This is a genomic window from Ruegeria sp. BC1 (assembly GCF_056539305.1).
In genome coordinates this window covers 231,959-252,967 of the sequence record NZ_JBQFUT010000001.1, presented here as the reverse complement: position 1 = coordinate 252,967, position 21,009 = coordinate 231,959, and the positions used below count along the sequence as shown (strand labels likewise).

The following is a 21,009-nucleotide window of genomic DNA, read 5'->3' as shown; positions in this document are numbered from 1 at the left end:
TGAATGACGTGATCTTAAGAAAAATGCCAGCTATAACTGTGACAAAAGAGAAAATTGAGGCAGCGTTGAGCAATGGGCCGTCTGATCAAGTTCCTGTTATATCTGATTTGCCTGTGTTTTATCGGGTTGGTGGCATACGCCTATCTAGGGCCGTTTTTCGGTGTGGATTTCTCGGCGCCGCAGGACGAGATACGAGAACCGGTAATCCTGAATGTCGAATAAGGCCGCAGTGTTCGCGCTGTTTCTGGCCGGATCGGCGCAGGCGCAGCAAGAACCTCTCTCCGTCATTGAATGGTTGAGTAAACCACCGGAAAATCTGCCGGGAACGGTTCTGCTTGAACCGCCTGTGTCGCAGTCGGGCAATCAACCGGTTGTCGAAGTCACTCCGCTTGAGGCTCTGTCACAGCCACTGGGGTTGGTGTCGTCGTCCGTGACAGGGCTGCCCGTTGGCATGTGGCAAAACAGCGATCCCGACCGTCTCGCCCAGCTGATTGCTCGCGTACCCGTCAAATATAACCCTGCCATGCAGCGTCTACTGTTCACGCTTCTACTCACCGAGGCCCGTGCACCTGCGGGACCGAACGCCCAAGAAACCCTGCTGTTGGCGCGTCTCGACAGGCTGTTGCAACTGGGTGCCGCTGATCCAGTGCAATCACTGGTCCAGTTAGCAGGCCCCACCGACACACGCGAACGGTTTCAACGCTGGTTCGACGCGACCCTGCTGACCGGGGACGAGGACCGCAGCTGTACCGCACTGATCGCGCAGCCGCACCTGTCACAGGACTATGCCGCTCAGATTTTCTGTAAGGCGCGTCGGGGCGATTGGGGCTCGGCGGCCCTGACGCTTGAGGCCGCGCATGCACTGCAAGTTCTCCCGCCCGAAGATCTGGACGTGCTGGATCGTTTTCTCAGCCCCGAGCTTTTTGAAGATGCCGACTATCTACCGCAACCTGATAACCCCGACCCGCTGAGTTTTCGTCTGTTCGAGGCGATTGGCGAACGGTTGCCCTCAACTTCGCTGCCGCGGGCTTTTGCCAATGCAGACTTACGGGATGTGGCGGGTTGGAAAGCCCAGATTGAGGCAGCCGAGCGTCTGACACGGATCGGCGCGCTGACGCCAAACCAATTGCTGGGGCTATACACCGAGCGTGATCCGGCGGCCTCTGGCGCGGTCTGGGATCGTGTCGCTGCGGTTCAGAAATTTGAAGGTGCTCTGGAGTCGGGCGACGCAGAGGCGATTGCCAAGACCCTGCCCACCGTCTGGATGCAAATGCGCAGCGTCGGGCTTGAGGTTCCTTTTGCCGAGTTATTCGCCGATCGCCTGTCGCAGTTCAGTCTGCCAGACCCAACCGCAGAAAACTTGCGATGGCGCATCATGCTGTTGTCCGAACTTTATGAAAGTACCGCACTTTCTCCCCCGGACCAGTCAGAGGAAACACAGTTTCTGGCCGCGCTGGCACAGGGCGATCCGGGGCGTGCACGCACCCCCTCTCCTTTGGCTGATGCGGTTGCCGAGGGGTTTGCATGGGCCGCGCCTGTCCCATCGGATATTGAAAGCATGCTGGCCAATGATCAATTGGGCGAAGCCATTTTGGAGACGATGGAGTTGTTCGCCCACGGATCGCGTGGAAACCTTGTCGATCTAACGGCCGCCATCTCCACGCTGCGCCGGGTGGGTCTTGAGGACACAGCCCGCCGTGCCGCGCTGAACCTTCTGATCCTTCAGGACACGTAATCATGGTATCCCCCGCCAGTTCGGAATTGTGGATTTCCACCTTCTTGCAGGCGCAAGCAGCCGAGCTTGGGGCCGCCAATAACACTTTGCTGGCCTATGGCCGCGACCTTAAGGATTTTGCCACTTGGCTGGAGCGTCGCAAAATTGGTTTTGCTAAAGCGGAACGGGACCAGATTGAAGCCTACCTGATCGATTGCGACGCGCAGGGATTGGCCCGTTCGACCCGCGCGCGGCGGCTGTCTGCCATCAAACAAATCTACCGTTTTGCCTTTGAAGAAGGCTGGCGCGAGACCAACCCTGCCATTCAAATCAAAGGCCCTGGCCGGCAGAAGCGCCTCCCGAAAACTCTGGACGTTCCCGAAGTGGATCGGTTGCTGCAGGCTGCCCGCCTGACCGGGCGCGCGCAATCGGATCGGGTGCGCAACACCTGTCTGATGGAGGTGCTGTATGCCACCGGCATGCGCGTGACCGAGTTGGTATCGCTGCCGGTGTCCTCCGCACGGGGCGATCCCCGGATGCTGCTAGTGTTGGGCAAGGGCGGTAAAGAACGGATGGTCCCATTGTCCCCACCTGCCCGAGAGGCACTGGCCGCTTGGCTTATGGTGCGCGACGATGCCGAGGATCAGGTGGTCGCCGACGGCGGCCAACGGTCGAAATTCCTGTTTCCGTCGCGCGGCAAGTCGGGCCATCTGACACGCCACATGTTCTTTCTGCTGGTCAAAGAACTGGCCGTTCAAGGTGGGGTTTCACCTGAAAAGGTCACACCGCATACCTTACGCCACGCATTTGCGACGCATCTTTTGGCCAATGGGGCCGACCTGAGATCAATCCAGACCTTGTTGGGCCATGCCGATGTGGCGACCACCGAAATATACACCCACGTGCTGGACGAACGTCTGGCAGAACTGGTTTTGGAACATCACCCGCTGGCCAAAGACACTGAAGACAAGGGCTAACCCCTTGATCCGGCGAGGCCACACCCCCATAACGAATGCATCAACACCAACAACCAAGGACCAATGGAACCCTCTTCTTCTTTGATCGACGGCGCATTCTGGTTTACCACAGGCGCCATTTTGCTGTTGCTCGTTTTGTCGGGCTTCTTCTCGGGTTCCGAAACGGCTTTGACCGCTTCCTCACGCGGCAAGTTGAGGGCGCAGGCCGACAAGGGATCACGCGGCGCTAAAAAAGCGCTGGATATCACCGACGACAACGAACGCCTGATCGGGTCGGTTCTGCTGGGCAACAATCTGGTCAACATTCTTGCTGCCTCTCTGGCGACGGCGCTGTTCACGCGGCTGTTCGGAGAAAGCGGTGTTGCGCTGGCAACGCTGGTGATGACGTTGCTGGTCCTGATCTTTGCCGAGGTTCTGCCCAAGACATACGCCATCACAAACGCCGAAAAAGCCGCTGCTGCGGTCGCGCCGATCATCAGCATTGTCGTAACGGTCTTTTCTCCCATCGTCGCGGCGGTGCGATTGCTGGTGCGTGGCGTCCTGCGCTTGTTCGGCGTGCAGATCGACCCGGACAGCAACATCCTTGCTGTGCGCGAAGAAATCGCCGGGGCCCTGCAACTAGGCCACTCCGAAGGCGTGGTGGAAAAGGAAGATCGCGACCGTATTCTGGGCGCACTCGATCTGGGTGATCGCACAGTCGAAGAAATCATGCTGCACCGATCAAACATCGAGATGATCGATGCCGATGACGCACCCGAAGCCATTTTGCAGCAGTGCCTGAAAAGCAGCCACACCCGTTTGCCCGTGTTTCGGGAAGAACAGGAAAACATTGTTGGTGTCGTTCATGCCAAAGACCTGTTCCGCGCCATGTATGCCCATGCTGGAGCAAATGAAGGTGACGAAAACCGGCTGAAGGAATTTGACATCCTAAAGGTAGCGAATGACCCCTATTTTGTGCCAGATACCACCACGTTAGACGACCAGATGCGGGAATTCCTGCGGATGCACAGCCATTTTGCGCTGGTGGTGGATGAATACGGATCGTTGCGGGGGTTGATCACGCTGGAAGATATCCTCGAGGAGATCGTCGGCGAAATCGCTGATGAGTTCGATATCGAGGAAGAGGTGCCCGTAACCCGCACCGACGACGGGCAATATCTGGTCGAAGGTGCCATGACGATCCGCGACGCTAATCGCGCTATGGACTGGTCACTACCTGATGAGGAGGCCAACACTCTGGCTGGTCTGGTCATTCACGAGGCTCAGATGATCCCGACTGTCGGGCAGGTATTTTCCTTCCACGGCTTTCGCTTTGAAGTGACCGAACGTGAAGGCAACCGCATCACGGGGTTGAAAATCCGCCCCCTGTAGTCAGCGACAAGAATTGTCGTGAACGGGACAGTAAACCCCCTGTCACGCTTGCACGATTTGGCCAAAGCAAACGGAGGCAAGACGTGAAGACTACAACTCGGGTAGCCGTGATCGGCGGTGGTGTTGTCGGGTGTTCAGTGCTGTACCACCTGACGAAACTGGGCTGGTCTGACGTTATGTTGTTGGAGCGGTCAGAATTGACCAGCGGCTCGACCTGGCATGCGGCCGGAGGGTTCCATACCCTGAACGGCGACACAAATATGGCGGCCCTGCAAGGGTACACAATCCGGCTGTACAAGGAACTGGAAGAGATCACCGGCATGTCCTGTGGTCTGCATCATGTGGGCGGTGTAACTCTGGCTGACAATCAGGATCGGTTTGACATGCTTCTGGCCGAACGGGCCAAGCATCGTTTTATGGGGCTTGAGACCGAAATCGTCGGACCGGACGAGATCAAAACGATCGCACCAATCACCAACACGGACGGCATCATCGGTGCGCTTTATGATCCGCTGGACGGGCACCTGGACCCGTCTGGTACAACTCATGCCTATGCAAAAGCGGCCCGGATGGGCGGGGCTACGATTGAAACGCGCTGTATGGTGCGCGAAACCAACCAGCGCCCCGACGGCACATGGGACGTGGTAACGGACAAAGGCACTATTCATGCTGAACATGTGGTCAACGCAGGTGGCCTGTGGGCGCGTGAAGTCGGCGCGATGGCCGGCGTCTATTTCCCTCTGCATCCGATGGAACATCAGTATCTGGTCACGGACGCAATTCCTCAGATCGAAGCGATTATCGACGCGGGCGGTGAGCATCCGCACGTGATGGACCCCGCCGGAGAGAGCTATCTGCGGCAAGAAGGGCGCGGCTTGTGCATTGGATTTTATGAACAACCCTGCAAGCCCTGGGCGGTGGGTGGAACGCCTTGGGATTTTGGCCATGAATTGCTGCCTGATGACTATGACAAGATCACCGACAGCATCGAATTCGCCTATCGTCGTTTCCCAGTGTTGGCCGAAGCCGGGGTGAAATCGGTTATCCACGGGCCATTTACGTTTGCACCGGATGGCAACCCTCTGGTCGGGCCGGTGCCGGGGGTTCGAAACTATTGGTCGGCCTGCGGCGTGATGGCCGGGTTCAGTCAGGGCGGCGGAGTTGGCCTGACGCTGGCGCAATGGATGATCGAGGGTGAACCAGAACGCGATGTCTTTGCCATGGATATCGCCAGGTTCGGGGACTGGATCAGCCCCGGCTATACCCGCCCTAAAGTCATCGAGAACTATCAAAAGCGTTTTAGTGTCGCCTACCCTAACGAGGAATTGCCAGCCGCCCGCCCAAACCGGACAACGCCGATGTACGACATCTTCAGCGATTCAGGCGCAGTTTGGGGGCAGCAATACGGGCTTGAGGTGCCCAACTACTTCGCGCAAGACGGCGAGCCAGAGTACGAAACCCCCTCGTTCCGCCGTTCGGATGCGTTTGCCGCGACCGGACGCGAGGTGCGCGCCGTTCGAAACGGTGTCGGCATTAACGAAGTCCACAATTTCGGTAAATACCGTATTACTGGCCCCAAGGCGCGGGGCTGGTTAGATCGGATCATGGCTGGGCGAATCCCACAACCGGGGCGGGTGTCCCTGACCCCGATGCTGTCGTACAAAGGAAAACTGATCGGAGATTTCACTGTTTCCTGCCTCGCGGAGACTGAATTCCAGCTTACCGCTTCGTACGGAAGTCAGGCGTTTCACATGCGGTGGTTCTTGCAGCATCTTGAAGATGGAGTTCGCATCGACAATATCAGCGACCGGTTGAACGGATTTCAGATTGCTGGTCCCAAGGCCGCGCAAGTTCTGGCGGCCTGCACCCGAGAGGACATTTCAGAAATGCGTTTCCTCGATGTCAGGCCCGTGACGGTCGGCATGACTGACTGCATCGTGCAGCGCGTCAGCTATACCGGTGATCTTGGGTATGAAATTTACTGCGACCCGATGGCGCAAAGGCAACTCTGGTGGACCTTGTGGCAGGCCGGGCAGCCGCATGGCATGGTTCCATTTGGAATGCGCGCTATGATGAGCCTGCGTCTGGACAAGTACTTTGGCTCATGGATGCGGGAATTCTCTCCGGACTACACCGCCGCTGAAACAGGTCTGGATCGCTTTATCTCGTTTTCGAAGAACGCCGATTTCATAGGTCGGGCCGCAGCCGAGATGGACCGGTCTCAAAACCCTGCGCGTAAGCTGGTAGCGTTTGAAGTCGACGCAGCCGATGCGGATGTGAACGCATACGAGCCGATATGGCTGGATGGCACCGTTGTCGGGTTCTGCACGTCGGGCGGGTATTCGCATTACGCGGAAAAATCTGTCGCGTTGGGTTTTCTGCCATCTGAGCGTGCGCATGACGGGCTGGAAGTAGAAATAGAAATCCTTGGCGATTTGCGCAAAGCTCGGATGATTTCCAAACCTCTGTTTGATGCGGATGGATCACGCATGCGGGGATGACATCCCGCCATCGCAGCGGCATGATAACCGCATGACGCATATACCAATTATCCTGTTGGCCGCAGGACAATCCAGCCGCATGGGGGGTCAAGACAAGTTGATGCAACTCGTCGGCGGCCGACAATTGCTGCGCCGAACAGCCCAAATCGCCTTGTGCGCGGCTCCGGTTATTGTTGCGCTGCCGCCCGCGCCGCATCCCCGACATGACGTCCTGGAGGGCCTGGATGTCAAAAGGGTCGAGATTAAAGACGCCCACGAAGGGATGAACGCCAGCCTCCGCGGAGCTTTGGCGCATGTATCACCCGATTCACGGGCTGTGATGGTATTGCTGGCTGACCTGCCCGAAATCACCACCGACGATTTGAAGGCTGTTCTGTCTACAGTCGAAGACCACCCGGATCACCTGATCTGGCGAGGAGCATCTGAAAAAGGGAAACCCGGTCATCCGGTCGTTTTCGATCGTAGCCTGTTCAATCAGCTCAGCCACCTGACTGGCGATCAAGGCGCGCAGTCCGTCGTTCGTTCGTATTCGGATAAAGTGCATCTGCGCAGGCTACCCGGCCAAAACGCTGTTCTGGATCTGGACACGCCCGAGGACTGGGCTGCGTGGAGGGCAAAACAGATCATTTGAAAGAAACACGGCCCGGTCGATAACGACCGGGCCGGTTACCCAAAACAGGACTACCACTTTTCATCAATCCCGGAAACGCGGTCAAAAACATCCTTAGACATTCTGACTGTTCCGCTGCTGAACCTAAACAAGACCCCCTCGTTAACATGCCGCTCAGCGTTTCCAGTGACTGTGACAAGCCTTGGGCACCCCCTAGTGCCGTCGGCTCCCCCTCGCTTGGGCCCTTACATCGTCACCTATCCGATGGTTTCAAACAATGTAAAATTGGAAAGGACGGTTAATTTTGCGGGTATCAGAATGGTTTTTACGCAACATCAAAAATCTCCAACTCTACCTATGGTGGATTGTTAAATTCCACTCAAACCGCACCAGACGCCGTTATGCGTAATCCTAATAAGCTATCTAGCTTTTATGTTATGAGTTGTTTCCAGCATTTACCCCATGCACTGGACAGGCCCACAACCAAAAGACGATCCAGAACGAGCATCCGAAGTTGACGGCTGATTTGTTAACGAAACTGATTCAATTCAACTCTTTTTCCAATCTGGAGTCGGAATCGGCAACAATCCACCGATTCGCAGGCTGTGATTCGCGCAAAACCTCTCACACGAACCTCAAACCCGGCGACATAGAACTGCCTCTTTGTGGCAAAATTAAGATTTCTTAACTATTCGCTCAGGAAACAAACAGACAGAGGGCGCATCTCCTGTTCCAACGCGCGGCCGCAACCGCGTGATATAAACAGGAGACCAAAATGAGCATCCGCAAGTCCTCTCTTCTTTTACCTGGGACAACCAGCTGGATAGGCGCTGGCGCGCTGAGCGCCGCGTTACTGGCAACAACCGCCCTGCCCGCGATGGCAGACGAAGCCTTGGCCGACCTAGTCGAAAATGTGTCGCCCTCGGTCGTCACCATCATCGCCGAGCAGAACGTTATACCAACACCTGCCCAGGGTCAGGACTTCAATTTTGATGAGCGTCCGTTTGGTGAGTTTTTCAAACGCTTTGGCGCGCCTGAAGGGTTCAATGCACCTCAGCAAGGACCAGCTCAGGGGCTGGGCTCGGGATTTGTTCTGGATGAGGCTGGCTACATCATCACCAACCACCATGTCGTCGACAATGCCTCGACCGTAACCGTGCGCATGTCGGACGACCGCACCTTTGACGCCGAAATTGTCGGAACCGACCCGCTGACCGACATCGCCGTTCTGAAGATCGACGCTGACGCAGGCCTGCAAGCCGTAAGCATGGGCGACAGCGACGTGATCCGCGTTGGCGAGGACGTTGTTGCAATCGGTAACCCGTTCGGGCTGCATTCGACCGTGACCACAGGGATCGTGTCGGCCAAAGGCCGCAACATCTCGCAAGGCCCCTATGCTGAATTCATCCAAACCGATGCTGCCATAAACAAGGGCAACTCGGGTGGCCCGCTGTTCAACATGGAAGGCGAAGTGATTGGCGTGAACTCGGCCATCTACTCCCCTACCGGCGGCTCCGTTGGCCTGGGCTTTGCCGTGACGTCGAATATCGTTGAACATATCGCAGCCGATTTGCGTGACGATGGACAGGTCAGCCGCGGCTGGTTGGGCGTGTCGATCCAGAACGTCAGCCCGGAAATCGCAGCGGCTATGGGAATTGAAGACTCGACCGGAGCACTGGTTTCGGACGTCGTCGAAGGCAGCCCGGCTGAGGGCGTGCTGAAACAAGGCGACGTGATCCTGACGTTCAACGACGAAGCCGTAGATTCCAGCAGTGATCTGCCGATCCTTGTGGGCACCACCAAGGTGGGCAGCAACAGCGTTCTGACCGTTCTGCGCGATGGCAAGGAACAACAGCTTGAGCTGACAATTGGCCAGCACCAGAGTGCCTCGGCCGAGATTGACAAGTCAATGGACGAGACCGTTTCGGGCACCGCTTTGGGGGTCACCGTTGCTCCGCTGACCGACACCAACCGCGCTGAAATGGGTGTTGGAAAGAACGTCGATGGCGTGATCGTCACAGACCTGAAGCCCGACAGCCCTGCCGCAAAGGCCGGCCTGCAGCGCGGAGATGTGATTGTGAAGCTGGGAGGTCAGGAAACCGCAACCCCGGACGCGCTTAAATCCGCACTGGATAGCGAAAAAACCGATCCCGCGCTTGTCCTGATCAATCGCGGAGGCAATCAGATCTTTGTCGCGGTAGAAATCGCCTGATCTGACACCCGCGCGCGCCACATGATGGGGAAATCTGGCGGGCGCCTCCTCGGCGGATTGAATTGTCCGCATTCTGCCGAGACTGCCGGGTGCGTACCGACGCACCCGGCACGTAAATTCCCTAAAACAAGTGCTTCACCCGAAATTTTGTGTTTAAATCCCGGTAGAAAGGAACTCGGATCATGAGCCGTCGCCTGTTGATCGTTGAAGATGACGAAGACACCCGCGAATTTATCGCCAAGGGTTTCGGCGAAGAAGGCTATGTGGTCGAGATGGCCGAGGACGGCCGCGAGGGCCTATACCACGCCACCGATGGTGGTTTCGACGCGGTCGTACTGGACCGTATGCTGCCCGGTCTGGACGGCCTTTCATTGATCAAATCAATGCGGGCTGCGGGCCTGAAAACGCCAGTTCTGATGCTGACCGCGATGAGCGCGGTAGACGAGCGCGTCAAGGGACTGCGCGCAGGGGCTGATGACTATCTGGTTAAACCGTTCTCTTTCCAGGAATTACACGCAAGAATCGAAGCCCTGCTGCGGCGTCCGCAAGAAGCCGAAGAAAGCCCGATGCTGATCTGCAAAGACCTTGAGATGGACCTGCTGACCCGCAAGGTCACCCGCGACGGGCGCGAGATCACCCTCACCCCGCGTGAGTTTCAAATTCTCGAGTTCTTTTTGCGTCGGAAAAACCGCGTGGTGTCTCGCACTATGCTGCTGGAAGGCGTTTGGGATTATCATTTCGACCCGAATACCAATGTGGTCGACGTCCATATCTCGAAACTTCGGCGTCAACTGGACGAAGGCGGCGAGCCGCCGTTGATTGAAACCGTCCGGGGTGCCGGTTACATGATATCAGATGGATAACATACGACTTTCGTTCAACAATTCCCGCACACGTCTTGTTCTGGCTAGCATGGTCCTCAGCACTCTGCTGACGGCAACCGTGCTGGCGCTGGTCTACGTGACGGCCAATCGCAGCATCGAAGGTGAGACGCGGTCCGTCGTATCGGCAGAATTGACCGGATTGGCTGACGAATATGAACGGCGTGGTTTGATCGGACTGATGACGGCCATAGAAAGACGCATTCCAACGGCCTCTGATCGGGATGCCCTGTATCTGCTGACCGATCGTTTCGGAGCCAAACTGGCCGGGAACCTGAGGCAATGGCCTGAAAACATCACCGCAGGCAGCGGCTGGGTTGACCTAGAACTGCGCAGGGATGGCAGTGATCAATTTGTACCCATCTCGGCTGCTTCGATCCGTCTGCCCGGTGGCGAGCGCCTGCTGGTAGGTCGCGACGCGCTGGCGCGGCAGCAATTCGACCGTGTTCTGCTACGGTCGGTCGGTATCGCACTGGGCATAGCCCTTGCATTGAGCGTTCTGACAGGCTGGCTGTTCACCCGACTGGTATTCTCTCGCCTGTCTGATATCGCCAGCACGGCCGAGAATATTGTATCCGGTGATCTTTCTCGCAGAATGCCTTTGCGTGGAACAAATGACGAGTTTGATCAGGTCGCCGGCACGCTCAATACAATGTTGGACAAGATCGAGGAACTTGTCAGCAATCTGCGCACCACATCGAATTCAATAGCCCATGACCTGCGTTCACCGCTGTCGCGCCTGAAACAACGGGTAGAGGCATTGTCCGACCCAGAAAGAACCAACCAAGAGCGTGAAATTGACGTCGCACGCGCCACTGCAGAAATCGACCATGTTCTGCGTGTTCTGAGCCAGTTGACCGAAATATCCCGCGCCGAGGCTGGTGTTGGGCGCGAACAATTCGAACCGGTGGATCTGCGGCAATTAGTAGACGATGTGGTCGAACTCTACGAACCCGTGGGCGCCGATCAGGGCATTCAATTGGCTGTTACCGGCTCGGCAGCCTCGATTCTTGGACATCGTCCGCTGCTTTCTCAGGCTTTGTCGAACTTGCTCGAAAACGCGATGCGTTACGCACCTGAAGGGACAACGGTGACGATCAACCTGTCGGAAGACGGCCCCTATACCAGCCTTAGCGTCCGGGATCGTGGCCCCGGAGTTCCGGAAGAGGACTTGCCGCGTTTGCAAATGCCTTTCGTTACGCTTGACCCGGCCCGGACCGAGCGCAATGCCGGCTTGGGACTGGCGCTTGTCGCCGCAATTTCGCACATGCACGGCGGTTCGTTTCAGGCCCGCAATTGCAATCCGGGGATGGAAGCTACAATCAAGCTGGCCCGAAAACCCTAGGTTGGAACCCCCTTGGTTGCCATCGTTTTGTTTTTGAAACGATTGTCATCAGTCACTTCGGCCCCAAACCAATCGGGCGGCAGAAAACCCTCGGCTTCTGCTTCGGTCTGAAACTCGACCTCAACCAGACATAGCGACGCCAGATCGCCTTGAAAAACGTCCAGCTCAAAGACGCGCCCGTCCGGCAATTTCCCAGTATGGCGTTCCTTCTCAACCCGTCTCCCCTCGGTCTCGGGCCAGAAGGTGTTGAATTGCACGGCCGTGATTTCAGCCTCGCGCTCAACTCTTACCATTGCGCCACTGCCTTTGAGGGTCAAAAAGTACCGGTCGTTCTTTTGTCGCAAGCGCAGCTCGGTGGAATCGTCCGGTGCTGTCAAATAACCCTGACGCACCACGGCCCTTTCTCTTATGCCAAGATCAGGCATTTCGGCGACAAGAAATTTACGTTCAATTTCGGTGCTCATTTGCTTGTAATCACTCCGTTTTCCCTGCACCACCACTGTTGTTGTAAGAGGCCAACCTCAGCCCTCCTTTGTGCGAAACAGGCTTTTGAACAGGCGCTGCGTGTCCGGGCTGTCAAAATGCTGAAAACTGGCAATGACATGGGCCCTTTCATCTTTCTGCCGTCGGTTCAGGACTGTGACCAATCCTCCGACAGCCATAGCAAGTTGTGCGTTGGCACGGCCCTGCGAGTTACTTTGATCCGCCACAAACCCAAGCAGCGCCTCTTGCTGAACCGAGCAGTCATTGAACCGTCCAAGCGTATCCTGCAATTTCTTCAAGGGCTTGATAAGCGTTTTGAAGTCCCTCTTATCGAACAGAGGCGCAAAAAACTCTATCAAGTAGCGCAACTTCTTGCAGTCAATACGCAGTTCGTGAATTGCGTCATTCGGCGTCTCCGGTGTGATGCCACGCGCCCGCTTGCACAGTCTTCGATACCTCTTCCAGATCAGCATACGGGCATAGTCATAAGCGCCGCGATCCGCGTTTGGTCCAGGGTCCAACGCCTTGTTGTGGGCAAACAACGCGATCAGGTCTTTCATCTTGCGATCGTAAGCCACGCTTTGGAACTGTCGGGTCAAACCGCTCAACGCTCGCGTTCTTTCCTCTGCGAACCGCGCAAACATCACCTCAGCTCCGAGATGAAGATCGGATGGTATCAGTTTGAAAAACCGGTCTTTCCCCAGCAAGTACACGTCAAGGTCACGCAAGCGTCCGGTTGCCTCCATCAACTCTGAGAATTCGCGTTTCAGCGCAGAGGTCTGCTCGGGTGAGAACACGCCTTTGAACAGGCTCAGAACCGACCGTACACGCCGCAGTGCAATGCGATAGTCGTGTAGGAACTCGGTATCGATGTCAGCGATTACGCCTGCTTCGTTCTGACGAGCGACTGTCAGGTATGTGCGAATGATATCTGTTGCCACTTCAATCGAAGGTTCCCGCTTGCTGATTTTGATCTTTGGTTTGGCGACGTAAAACTCTTCATCGGGAAACAGGGTGCCATACAGTGCCTTAATGCCTGTCTCGACCTCCTTTGGCTCACTCAGCGCCTTGCAGATGGCTTGAAATGCGCGATCATGACGATGCTTTGGGTAAAGGCTCAGAACAGTCGCTGTTCCTCTACCCGTAGATAGAAATAGGACAGGACCCAGAGTGTTCGTTTTTCGCTGGCGATCAAAAACCTCAAAAGTACCGATTTTGACAGTTCCGCATCCTACGCTGATCAGCGCCCGTAACTTGGGAAATCCCTTTAGTGCCGTGCGGACAGACCCCTTGGGTAAATCCGCAACAAACTTTCCAGTTCCGGCGCCAATTTGGCTATGGATTTCGCCATTCCCCTGTAACAACAGCAACTTGTCGCCCGCTTGGATCAACAACCATCCTTTGGCATGCAAGGACCGGTCATGGCAGTCCAGAAGATAGAAGGCCACAGCAGTGGAAAGTTCTTTGAATTTAAGCGCCTGGCTGGCAAGTGCCTCAGACACACCAACAGGATCAAACGCACCCGGAATAACAAAGAAACCGTTCTTCTGCGTCATCACGGACGGCTTTTTCTCAGAGTGTCAGAACAGTTTTCCACCTTGGCTTCCCTGCACGTTTGACAGCCACAACGACTCATTTCTCTTCGTCTTGGCCACGTTCCCCGTTCATGAAAATCAAAGACCACATGACAGCATAGCATCACGAAATCCCACGCCTGTCGTTCTGGCAAGAACAAATTGGACGTCAGGCCCAAAGCGGTTGTTCCATTCAAAACAACCGGATGACAGGATCGTGCCACGCAGGTAAGAGATTTATATGTCTGACCCCGTATCATCCATCCGCAATCTTGGCCCGGCTTTCGAACAGGCCTGCGCGCGCGCCGGAATCCACTCGGCACAGCAGTTGCGCGAGATCGGACCGGACGCCGCCTATGCCAGGCTTTTACAGGCAGGCACCAAGCCGCATTTCATAGGATTTTACGTGTTGGTGATGGGATTGCAGGGCCGCCCGTGGAATGACTGCAAGGGTGAAGAGAAAAAGGCGTTGCGCCAAAGGTTTGATGCGCTCAAAGCGGGCGTCAGTGTCATGCCTGAAACGCAAATGGTTTCGGATCTGGATGCAATTGGGGTTCGAGTCTCGGCCGCCGATCTGAAGCCGGTATAAAAAAACCGCACCCGACACCGGATGCGGTTTGATGTTTTCCGCCTGACGGTAAATTAACCGACCAGTTCGATGCCCGAGAAGAAGTAAGCAATCTCAACAGCAGCAGTTTCCGGTGCGTCCGAACCGTGGACCGAGTTTTCGCCGACCGATTCAGCGAATTCGGCGCGGATGGTGCCGGGGGCCGCGTCTGCAGGGTTGGTTGCGCCCATGACTTCGCGGTTTTTGGCAATGGCGCCTTCGCCTTCCAGAACCTGAACGACGACCGGAGCCGACGACATGAATTCGCACAGTTCGTCATAGAACGGGCGCTCGGCGTGCACTTCGTAGAATTTGCCAGCTTGCGCTTTGGTCATATGGATGCGCTTTTGCGCAACGATGCGCAGGCCGGCTTCTTCGAACTTGGCGTTGATTTTGCCAGTCAGATTGCGGCGAGTTGCATCGGGTTTGATGATCGAGAATGTGCGTTCCAGTGCCATGTCGGCCTCTCCTTATTGTATGGCGCAAGGTTCGCGCCGAAATCCATCGCGCGCCGCCTAGCACGGTATTTGCCTTAAGAAAAGCACTATGATGCGTTGCCGTTCAGATCGCGCCCGGTGGGCGGTCGTACAGGTCGACCCAGTGACATCTCCAAGTCTACGTCGTGCCACGGGCTGGCTCTGGCGGCGCAATTCACGCTCTGCTAAGAGCGGCCTATGCTACGGATTGAAAACATCACATATGCCGTTGAAGGTCGCCCCCTGTTTGATGGGGCAAGCGCCACCATTCCAGATGGCCACAAGGTTGGCCTTGTGGGGCGGAACGGCACCGGAAAGACCACTTTGTTCCGCCTTATCCGCGGAGAGCTGGCGTTGGAATCTGGCAATATCGTACTGCCTAAACGTGCGCGGATCGGGGGCGTGGCGCAAGAGGTGCCCTCGTCCGAGGTTTCACTTATCAATACGGTTCTGGCTGCCGATACCGAGCGTAGCACGTTGATGGCCGAGGCCGACAGCGCCAGCGACCCCGCCCGCATCGCCGAGATTCAGACTCGCCTGGCCGATATCGACGCCTGGTCGGCCGAGGCGCGCGCGGCCTCGATCCTCAAAGGTCTGGGATTCGATGACGAAGACCAGTTGCGCCCCTGCTCGGATTTCTCGGGCGGCTGGCGGATGCGCGTGGCGTTGGCGGCGGTGCTGTTTTCGCAACCCGATCTGCTGCTTTTGGACGAACCGACCAACTATCTGGACCTCGAAGGCGCATTGTGGCTAGAGAGCTATTTGGCCAAGTACCCGCACACGGTGATCATCATCAGCCACGACCGCGGGCTGCTGAACCGGGCGGTGGGCTCAATCCTGCATCTGGAAGACCGCAAGCTGACCTACTACGCGGTGCCTTATGACAAATTCGCGGAACGCCGTGCCGAGCGACTGGCGCAGGCAGAATCCGAAAACGCGAAGGCCAAAGCCCGCATCGCGCATCTGCAAAGCTTTGTTGACCGCTTTCGCTACAAGGCATCCAAAGCGGTTCAGGCGCAGTCTCGCCTGAAGATGATTGAACGAATCCAACTGGTTTCGACCCCGCAAGAGGCTGCGCTGCGCGCATTCTCTTTCCCTGAGCCTGAGGAGCTGTCACCGCCGATCATCCAGATCGAAGGTGGCGTGACCGGATATGGCGAGACCGAGGTGCTGCGCCGCCTGAATCTGCGTATCGATCAAGATGACCGCATCGCGTTGCTTGGTAAGAACGGTCAGGGCAAGTCGACCCTGTCCAAACTGTTGTCCGATCGCCTGCCCCTCATGGCGGGCAAGATGACCCGCAGCAATAGACTGCGTATCGGGTATTTTGCACAGCATCAGGTAGATGAGTTGCATGTGGACGAAACGCCTCTGGACCATCTACGGCGGTTGCGCCCGGATGAGGCTCCGGGCAAATGGCGGTCGCGTTTGGCCGGGTTCGGGCTGAACGCGGATCAGGCGGAAACGCTGGTCGGGCGTCTCTCGGGCGGGCAAAAAGCGCGCCTTTCGTTGCTGATCGCAACCATCGACGCGCCGCACATGCTGATCCTCGACGAACCGACCAACCATCTGGACATCGAAAGCCGCGAAGCGCTGGTCGAGGCACTAACCGCCTATTCCGGCGCAGTGGTTCTGGTCAGTCACGACATGCATTTGTTGTCGCTTGTTGCAGATCGTTTGTGGCTGGTCTCGGACGGAACGGTGAAACCTTATGACGGTGACCTTGAAGCGTATCGCGCAATGCTGCTGGCCCGCGACAAGCCGGTCAGAGAGAAGCCGAAAATGGCCAAACCCAAGCGTGCATCGCGTGAAACTGTTTTGGCCTTGCGCGCCGATCTGCGCAAATGCGAAGACCGGATCGAAAAGTTGACGGACATGCATGACAAGCTTTCGGCCAAGCTGGCTGACCCTGCCTTGTACGAAGACGACCGGATCAATGATCTGGAAACCTGGAATCGCAAGTTTTCCGAAGTTACTGAGGCTATGCAAAAGGCTGAGGCCCTATGGGTCGCCGCCGCCGAACGCCTTGAACAGGCGGAATCTGCATGATCCATCCCATCGTGGAAACCAATGCGATGATTGCGGGAATGCACCCGGAACTTCAGCCCGGCGAATTCGCGTTCGTGGTCTGGGAACAAGGCACGCCCTGGCCGGAAGGAACCCGCGCCAGCTGCGTCGAGGCCGAAGGACTTTCCCTGATCGTTCCAATCAAGTCGGCCCCACCGGATGCGGTTTCCATGCGCTGCATCACGTTGCAGGTCCACTCGTCGTTAGAGGGTGTCGGCCTGACCGCGGCAGTTTCCGACACGTTGGCAAAATCTGGCATTCCCGCAAATATGATCGCGGGCTATCACCATGACCACGTGTATGTGCCCACCAATCTGGCCGAACAGGCCGTAGACCTTTTGATTGATCTTCAACAGAGTGCTGAGAAATGATGGATTTCGCCTTTTTCATCACCGCCTTCACCACGCTATTCGTGGTGATTGACCCGTTCGGCACCACTCCGATCTTTGTGGCGATGACGCAGGACATGGATGCCCGCACCCGCCGCAAAACCGCCTATCGCACCTGCGCCGTTGCCACCGGTATTCTCGTCGCATTTGCCGCGTTCGGCGAAGCCGTTCTGGGCTTTGTTGGTATCTCGATGGAGGCGTTCAAGGTCGCTGGTGGTGCGCTGCTGTTTCTAACCGCGCTAGACATGTTGTTCGAACGGCGCACCAAACGGCGTGAGGATCGAGCCGAGGTCGAGGAATACCCAGACCCGTCCGTTTTCCCACTGGCCATTCCACTGGTTGCCGGTCCTGGATCTATAGCGACGATTATCCTGCTGGCCGGCCAGCATCCGGGGATTCTGGGCATCGCTGAGGCGTGCATCGTCATGCTGGCCGTGATGGCGGTGGTTCTGATCTTCTTTCTGTCGGGCGGTTTGATCGCGCGCATTCTGGGCAAAACCGGGTTGAACGTACTGACCCGTCTGCTGGGAATGCTGCTGGCGGCGCTTTCGGTTCAGTTCATTCTGGACGGCCTCAAGGCCTTTGGTTTTGCGTCTTAAATTCCCATATACCTTACAGGGAATTCGGATAGGGTATCGGCATGGACGGCGATAGCATTGGACGCTTGGTATATCTGGTCGTACTCGGTACGGCCGTGGTGGCGTGGTTCATCTCACAGAACCGCCAGTCGCTGAACAAAACCATGCAACAGGCAATGGCCTGGGTATTCATTTTTGTTGGCGCTATCGCTGTGGTCGGGCTGTGGGAAGACATCCGGTCGACCGTTGGCCCCGCCCCTCAGATGACCGTGACCGGCGAAACTATTGAAGTTCCGCGCGCCTTTGACGGTCACTACTACTTGCCTGTTCTGGTGAACGGAGAGCCGATCACTTTTCTGGTCGATACCGGCGCCAGCCAGATCGTGCTGAGCGAACAGGACGCCAAACGTATTGGTATCGATCCCGACCAGTTGAACTATCTCGGCCGCGCAGCCACCGCGAACGGCGAAGTGCGAACTGCCCCTGTGCGTCTGGATAGTCTTGAGTTGGGGCCTGTCATGGATCGCAACGTGTCGGCCTGGGTCAATGAAGGTGAACTGCGCCAATCGCTGCTGGGCATGGATTACCTTCACCGGTTCTCGAATATCCAATTCACTGATGGCCGCCTGATCCTGTCTCGCTGACAGGATTTCAGCATTGAGAACAAAGTGAGAACATGCTAGTTTAACAGCATGTCTACGAACCTGCTTGGCCGCAAACCCGCGCGTGAAGCGCCGGGGCTGACCCTACATGCGCAGATCACCCTGCAACTGGGCCGTGTGCACGAGGCCTGCGGCCCCGCCCGGCGCAGCTTTGCCATGTGGCTGGCGGGTCAGGCGCAGGGTCCGGTGCTGTGGATTTCCCCTGCGTGGGAGCCCGGCCAGCTGAACCCCGACGGCATGATGCCCTTTGCCGATCCCGCCCGGTTCCTGTTTGTCCGCCCCACCCGCGCCGAGGATCTTCTGTGGTGCATGGAAGAAGCACTACGCAGCGGGGCCATTCCGCTGATCATCGGTGACCTGCCCGGCGCCCCGGGGCTGACACAGGTGCGGCGGATGCATCTGGCCGCCGAACAGGGCGGCGCGATGGGGCGGGCTCCGCTGGGGGTGCTGTTGACGCCCGGAGACAGTGGCGCACAAGGGGTCGAGACGCGCTGGCACATGGCAGCGAGCCATCAGGGCAAGGCTCGCCGCTGGACCCTGACCCGCCGCCGCGCCCGCGCCCTGCCCCCAGTCAGCTGGCAGGCCAGCCAGACCAAACCGCGCGCCGGGCTTAACCTGACACGGATCGACGCCGAAGATGCATTGGTGTGACGCCGAGCGCCGCTCACGAAAGAAGTGACTGGTCAAACCTCCAGGACAGCCCTAGCGTTCCCCTATGCCCCATGCGATCCATGACAGTCGCTATTCCTGGTTTCGCCTGCTGATCACACTGGCCATCGCCACCGTGATCAACGTGGGGATTTGGGCCATCATAGTCGTAATGCCCGATATCGAAAGGCAATTCCAAATCGGGCGCGCAGCGGCCTCGGTCCCCTTCACCTGCACCATGATCGGGTTCGCCCTGGGTAATATGGCACTGGGCAAACTGGTCGATCGGCTGGGGGCAACCCGGTCGCTAATGGGGGCCGCCGGACTGAGCGCGATCAGCTACCTGCTGGCTGCCATTGCACCTAACATCGCCACGCTGTCGGCTGCGCATATATTGCTGGGACTGGGCACTTCGGTTGGTTTTGGTCCGTTGATCGCCGACATATCACACTGGTTCATGCGCCGACGCGGGATCGCCGTGGCGCTGGTGGCCAGCGGCAACTATCTGTCCGGTGCAATCTGGCCAACGCTGCTGTCAGGGATATTGGCGCGCGAGGGATGGCAGCAGGTCTATCTGACCCTCGCCGTCATAGTATTGATCGTTGTCATACCGATGTCGCTGCTGTTGCGCCGTCAAGTCCCGCCCGAGGCGCACAGCTCGGCCGCGGCTGCCGCTCAGATCAGAGCCCGAAGTGTCGGCCTGTCGCCGCGTGCCCTGCAATATATACTGGGGCTGGCCGGAATTGGCTGCTGTGTGGCCATGTCTATGCCGCAGGTCCATATTGTATCCTACTGTGTCGGTCTGGGTTATGGCCCCGCCGTCGGGGCCGAGATGTTGTCGCTGATGCTATTGGGCGGTGTCGTAAGCCGCGTGGTTTCGGGGTTGGTGGCTGACAAGCTGGGTGGCATCCGCACGTTGCTGATCGGATCGGTCCTACAATGCATCGCCCTGTTCCTATTTCTGCCCTATAACGGGATGGTCTCGCTTTACATCATCAGCATGCTGTTCGGCCTGTCGCAGGGCGGAATCGTTCCCAGCTATGCACTGGTGGTCCGGGAATACATGCCCCCGAAAGAGGCCGGAGCCCGCGTCGGCTTTGTCCTGATGATGACAATCATGGGGATGGCATTGGGCGGTTGGATGTCCGGCTGGATCTACGACATCACCGGAAACTACCAGTTGGCCTTCGTCAACGGCATTCTCTGGAACGGGCTGAACATCGCCATCCTGATCATGTTGCTGCACAGATCGCGACCACACGGGCAGGAAGCACTCGTATGAAGAACCTCACGCGACGCACGCTGCTGGCCGGTCTGTCTACCATGCCCCTGGCACATACGGCCCATGCCGCACTGAGGCCCTATGAGTTGGTACCCGACGGCACCTCGGTCACGTTTACCTTCGATCTGTCGGGCATCGCGCAATCCGGCACCATGCCGATCCTGTCAGCGGATATTTGGATCGATCTCGCCAACCTGTCAAACAGCCGCGTGAGCGTCGCGTTGGATGTTGCCAACGCCCGTACCAAGTTACCCTTTGCACGAAAGCCAATGCTCAGCGCAGAGGTTCTGAACGCGGCCGCCTATCCAACCATTCAATTCGTGTCGACACGGGTTCAACTTGGTGACGGTGGGCGTATCTCTCGCGGGGCCAGTATCACCGGCGATCTGACCTTGCGCGGTATCACCCGCCCTATCGCCTTGCAGGCCGACCTCTTTCGCCCACCCGGCAGCGCAGTTGACAATCTGGACATGCTGTCCATTCATCTGACCGGAGCGCTGAACCGGCATGACTTCGGGGCCTCCGGCTACGCTGATTTGGTGCAAGACACCGTCGGGTTGGACATCCGAGCGGAAATCAAACGCGTCGAATAGGCCAAAAACGACGCCACAAAGTCGAATAGTCGCGCGCAA

20 protein-coding genes are annotated in these 21,009 nt (G+C 57.4%); 17 read left to right on the top strand and 3 right to left on the bottom strand.

Annotation, left to right across the window (positions count from 1 at the left end; genetic code table 11):
- Nucleotides 1-72: 72 nt before the first annotated feature.
- The 9 genes from ACR0IY_RS01230 (at nucleotide 73) to ACR0IY_RS01190 (ending at nucleotide 11,611) form a co-directional block, all read left to right on the top strand.
- A complete protein-coding gene (locus ACR0IY_RS01230; protein WP_352991446.1) occupies nucleotides 73-222 on the top strand; it encodes a hypothetical protein in 150 nt (49 codons plus the stop codon).
- Nucleotides 212-1,735, top strand: coding sequence for a hypothetical protein (locus ACR0IY_RS01225; RefSeq protein ID WP_480669949.1), 1,524 nt, complete (start codon nucleotides 212-214; stop codon nucleotides 1,733-1,735). Before ACR0IY_RS01230 ends, ACR0IY_RS01225 begins: the two co-directional genes overlap by 11 nt.
- A 2-nt stretch (nucleotides 1,736-1,737) precedes the next feature.
- Nucleotides 1,738-2,691 carry a tyrosine recombinase gene (locus ACR0IY_RS01220; protein WP_480669948.1) on the top strand — a complete coding sequence of 318 codons (954 nt, stop codon included), beginning with the start codon at nucleotides 1,738-1,740 and terminating at the stop codon, nucleotides 2,689-2,691.
- A 63-nt stretch (nucleotides 2,692-2,754) separates the two neighbouring features.
- A complete protein-coding gene (locus ACR0IY_RS01215; RefSeq protein WP_480669946.1) occupies nucleotides 2,755-4,062 on the top strand; it encodes an HlyC/CorC family transporter in 1,308 nt (435 codons plus the stop codon).
- A gap of 83 nt (nucleotides 4,063-4,145) precedes the next feature.
- Entirely contained in the window at nucleotides 4,146-6,563 is a 2,418-nt protein-coding gene (locus ACR0IY_RS01210; protein WP_480669945.1) for a GcvT family protein, read from the top strand.
- Nucleotides 6,564-6,594: 31 nt separating this feature from the next.
- Nucleotides 6,595-7,194, top strand: coding sequence for a nucleotidyltransferase family protein (locus ACR0IY_RS01205; protein WP_480669944.1), 600 nt, complete (start codon nucleotides 6,595-6,597; stop codon nucleotides 7,192-7,194).
- A 754-nt stretch (nucleotides 7,195-7,948) separates the two neighbouring features.
- Nucleotides 7,949-9,385, top strand: coding sequence for a Do family serine endopeptidase (locus tag ACR0IY_RS01200; RefSeq protein ID WP_480669943.1), 1,437 nt, complete (start codon nucleotides 7,949-7,951; stop codon nucleotides 9,383-9,385).
- Nucleotides 9,386-9,567: 182 nt separating this feature from the next.
- On the top strand, nucleotides 9,568-10,248 hold the full coding sequence (locus ACR0IY_RS01195; RefSeq protein ID WP_480669942.1) for a response regulator transcription factor: 681 nt from the start codon (nucleotides 9,568-9,570) through the stop codon (nucleotides 10,246-10,248).
- Nucleotides 10,241-11,611, top strand: a complete 1,371-nt coding sequence (locus ACR0IY_RS01190) for a sensor histidine kinase (RefSeq protein WP_480669940.1) — start codon at nucleotides 10,241-10,243, stop codon at nucleotides 11,609-11,611. The genes ACR0IY_RS01195 and ACR0IY_RS01190 overlap by 8 nt, the downstream gene beginning before the upstream one ends.
- Here ACR0IY_RS01190 and ACR0IY_RS01185 read toward each other — a convergent pair.
- Together ACR0IY_RS01185 and ACR0IY_RS01180 are read right to left on the bottom strand one after the other, a co-directional pair.
- On the bottom strand, nucleotides 11,608-12,075 hold the full coding sequence (locus tag ACR0IY_RS01185; RefSeq protein ID WP_480669939.1) for a CYTH domain-containing protein: 468 nt from the start codon (nucleotides 12,073-12,075) through the stop codon (nucleotides 11,608-11,610). The two genes, ACR0IY_RS01190 and ACR0IY_RS01185, sit on opposite strands and share 4 nt — an antisense overlap.
- Nucleotides 12,076-12,132: 57 nt before the next feature.
- Nucleotides 12,133-13,650 (bottom strand): CHAD domain-containing protein, encoded by a 1,518-nt coding sequence (locus ACR0IY_RS01180; RefSeq protein WP_480669938.1) that lies wholly within the window; start codon nucleotides 13,648-13,650, stop codon nucleotides 12,133-12,135.
- A 259-nt stretch (nucleotides 13,651-13,909) separates the two neighbouring features.
- Here ACR0IY_RS01180 and ACR0IY_RS01175 point away from each other — a divergent pair, with 259 nt between their 5' ends.
- Nucleotides 13,910-14,257 (top strand): TfoX/Sxy family protein, encoded by a 348-nt coding sequence (locus ACR0IY_RS01175; RefSeq protein ID WP_480669937.1) that lies wholly within the window; start codon nucleotides 13,910-13,912, stop codon nucleotides 14,255-14,257.
- A gap of 53 nt (nucleotides 14,258-14,310) precedes the next feature.
- On the opposite strand, the gene ndk is transcribed toward ACR0IY_RS01175, so the two are convergent.
- Nucleotides 14,311-14,733, bottom strand: a complete 423-nt coding sequence (gene ndk, locus ACR0IY_RS01170; protein ID WP_170442135.1) for a nucleoside-diphosphate kinase — start codon at nucleotides 14,731-14,733, stop codon at nucleotides 14,311-14,313.
- A 216-nt stretch (nucleotides 14,734-14,949) separates the two neighbouring features.
- On the opposite strand from ndk, the gene ACR0IY_RS01165 reads away from it, so the two are divergent.
- The 7 genes from ACR0IY_RS01165 to ACR0IY_RS01135 all read left to right on the top strand — a co-directional run bounded on the left by ACR0IY_RS01165 (nucleotide 14,950) and on the right by ACR0IY_RS01135 (nucleotide 20,970).
- Nucleotides 14,950-16,800 carry an ABC-F family ATP-binding cassette domain-containing protein gene (locus tag ACR0IY_RS01165; RefSeq protein WP_480669935.1) on the top strand — a complete coding sequence of 617 codons (1,851 nt, stop codon included), beginning with the start codon at nucleotides 14,950-14,952 and terminating at the stop codon, nucleotides 16,798-16,800.
- A complete protein-coding gene (locus ACR0IY_RS01160) occupies nucleotides 16,797-17,189 on the top strand; it encodes an ACT domain-containing protein (RefSeq protein ID WP_480669934.1) in 393 nt (130 codons plus the stop codon). The genes ACR0IY_RS01165 and ACR0IY_RS01160 overlap by 4 nt, the downstream gene beginning before the upstream one ends.
- Complete coding sequence (locus tag ACR0IY_RS01155) at nucleotides 17,186-17,806, top strand: MarC family protein (protein ID WP_480669932.1); 621 nt, start codon at nucleotides 17,186-17,188, stop codon at nucleotides 17,804-17,806. The genes ACR0IY_RS01160 and ACR0IY_RS01155 overlap by 4 nt, the downstream gene beginning before the upstream one ends.
- Nucleotides 17,807-17,847: 41 nt before the next feature.
- The gene (locus tag ACR0IY_RS01150) at nucleotides 17,848-18,429 is read left to right on the top strand and encodes a retropepsin-like aspartic protease family protein (protein WP_480669931.1); all 582 of its coding nucleotides are present in this window, start codon (nucleotides 17,848-17,850) and stop codon (nucleotides 18,427-18,429) included.
- Nucleotides 18,430-18,477: 48 nt separating this feature from the next.
- On the top strand, nucleotides 18,478-19,098 hold the full coding sequence (locus ACR0IY_RS01145; RefSeq protein WP_480669929.1) for an ImuA family protein: 621 nt from the start codon (nucleotides 18,478-18,480) through the stop codon (nucleotides 19,096-19,098).
- A 64-nt stretch (nucleotides 19,099-19,162) separates the two neighbouring features.
- Nucleotides 19,163-20,377: an MFS transporter gene (locus ACR0IY_RS01140; protein WP_480669928.1), complete on the top strand. Its 1,215-nt coding sequence runs from the start codon at nucleotides 19,163-19,165 to the stop codon at nucleotides 20,375-20,377.
- Nucleotides 20,374-20,970 (top strand): YceI family protein, encoded by a 597-nt coding sequence (locus tag ACR0IY_RS01135; protein WP_480669926.1) that lies wholly within the window; start codon nucleotides 20,374-20,376, stop codon nucleotides 20,968-20,970. The genes ACR0IY_RS01140 and ACR0IY_RS01135 overlap by 4 nt, the downstream gene beginning before the upstream one ends.
- The last annotated feature ends 39 nt before the right edge of the window (nucleotides 20,971-21,009 follow it).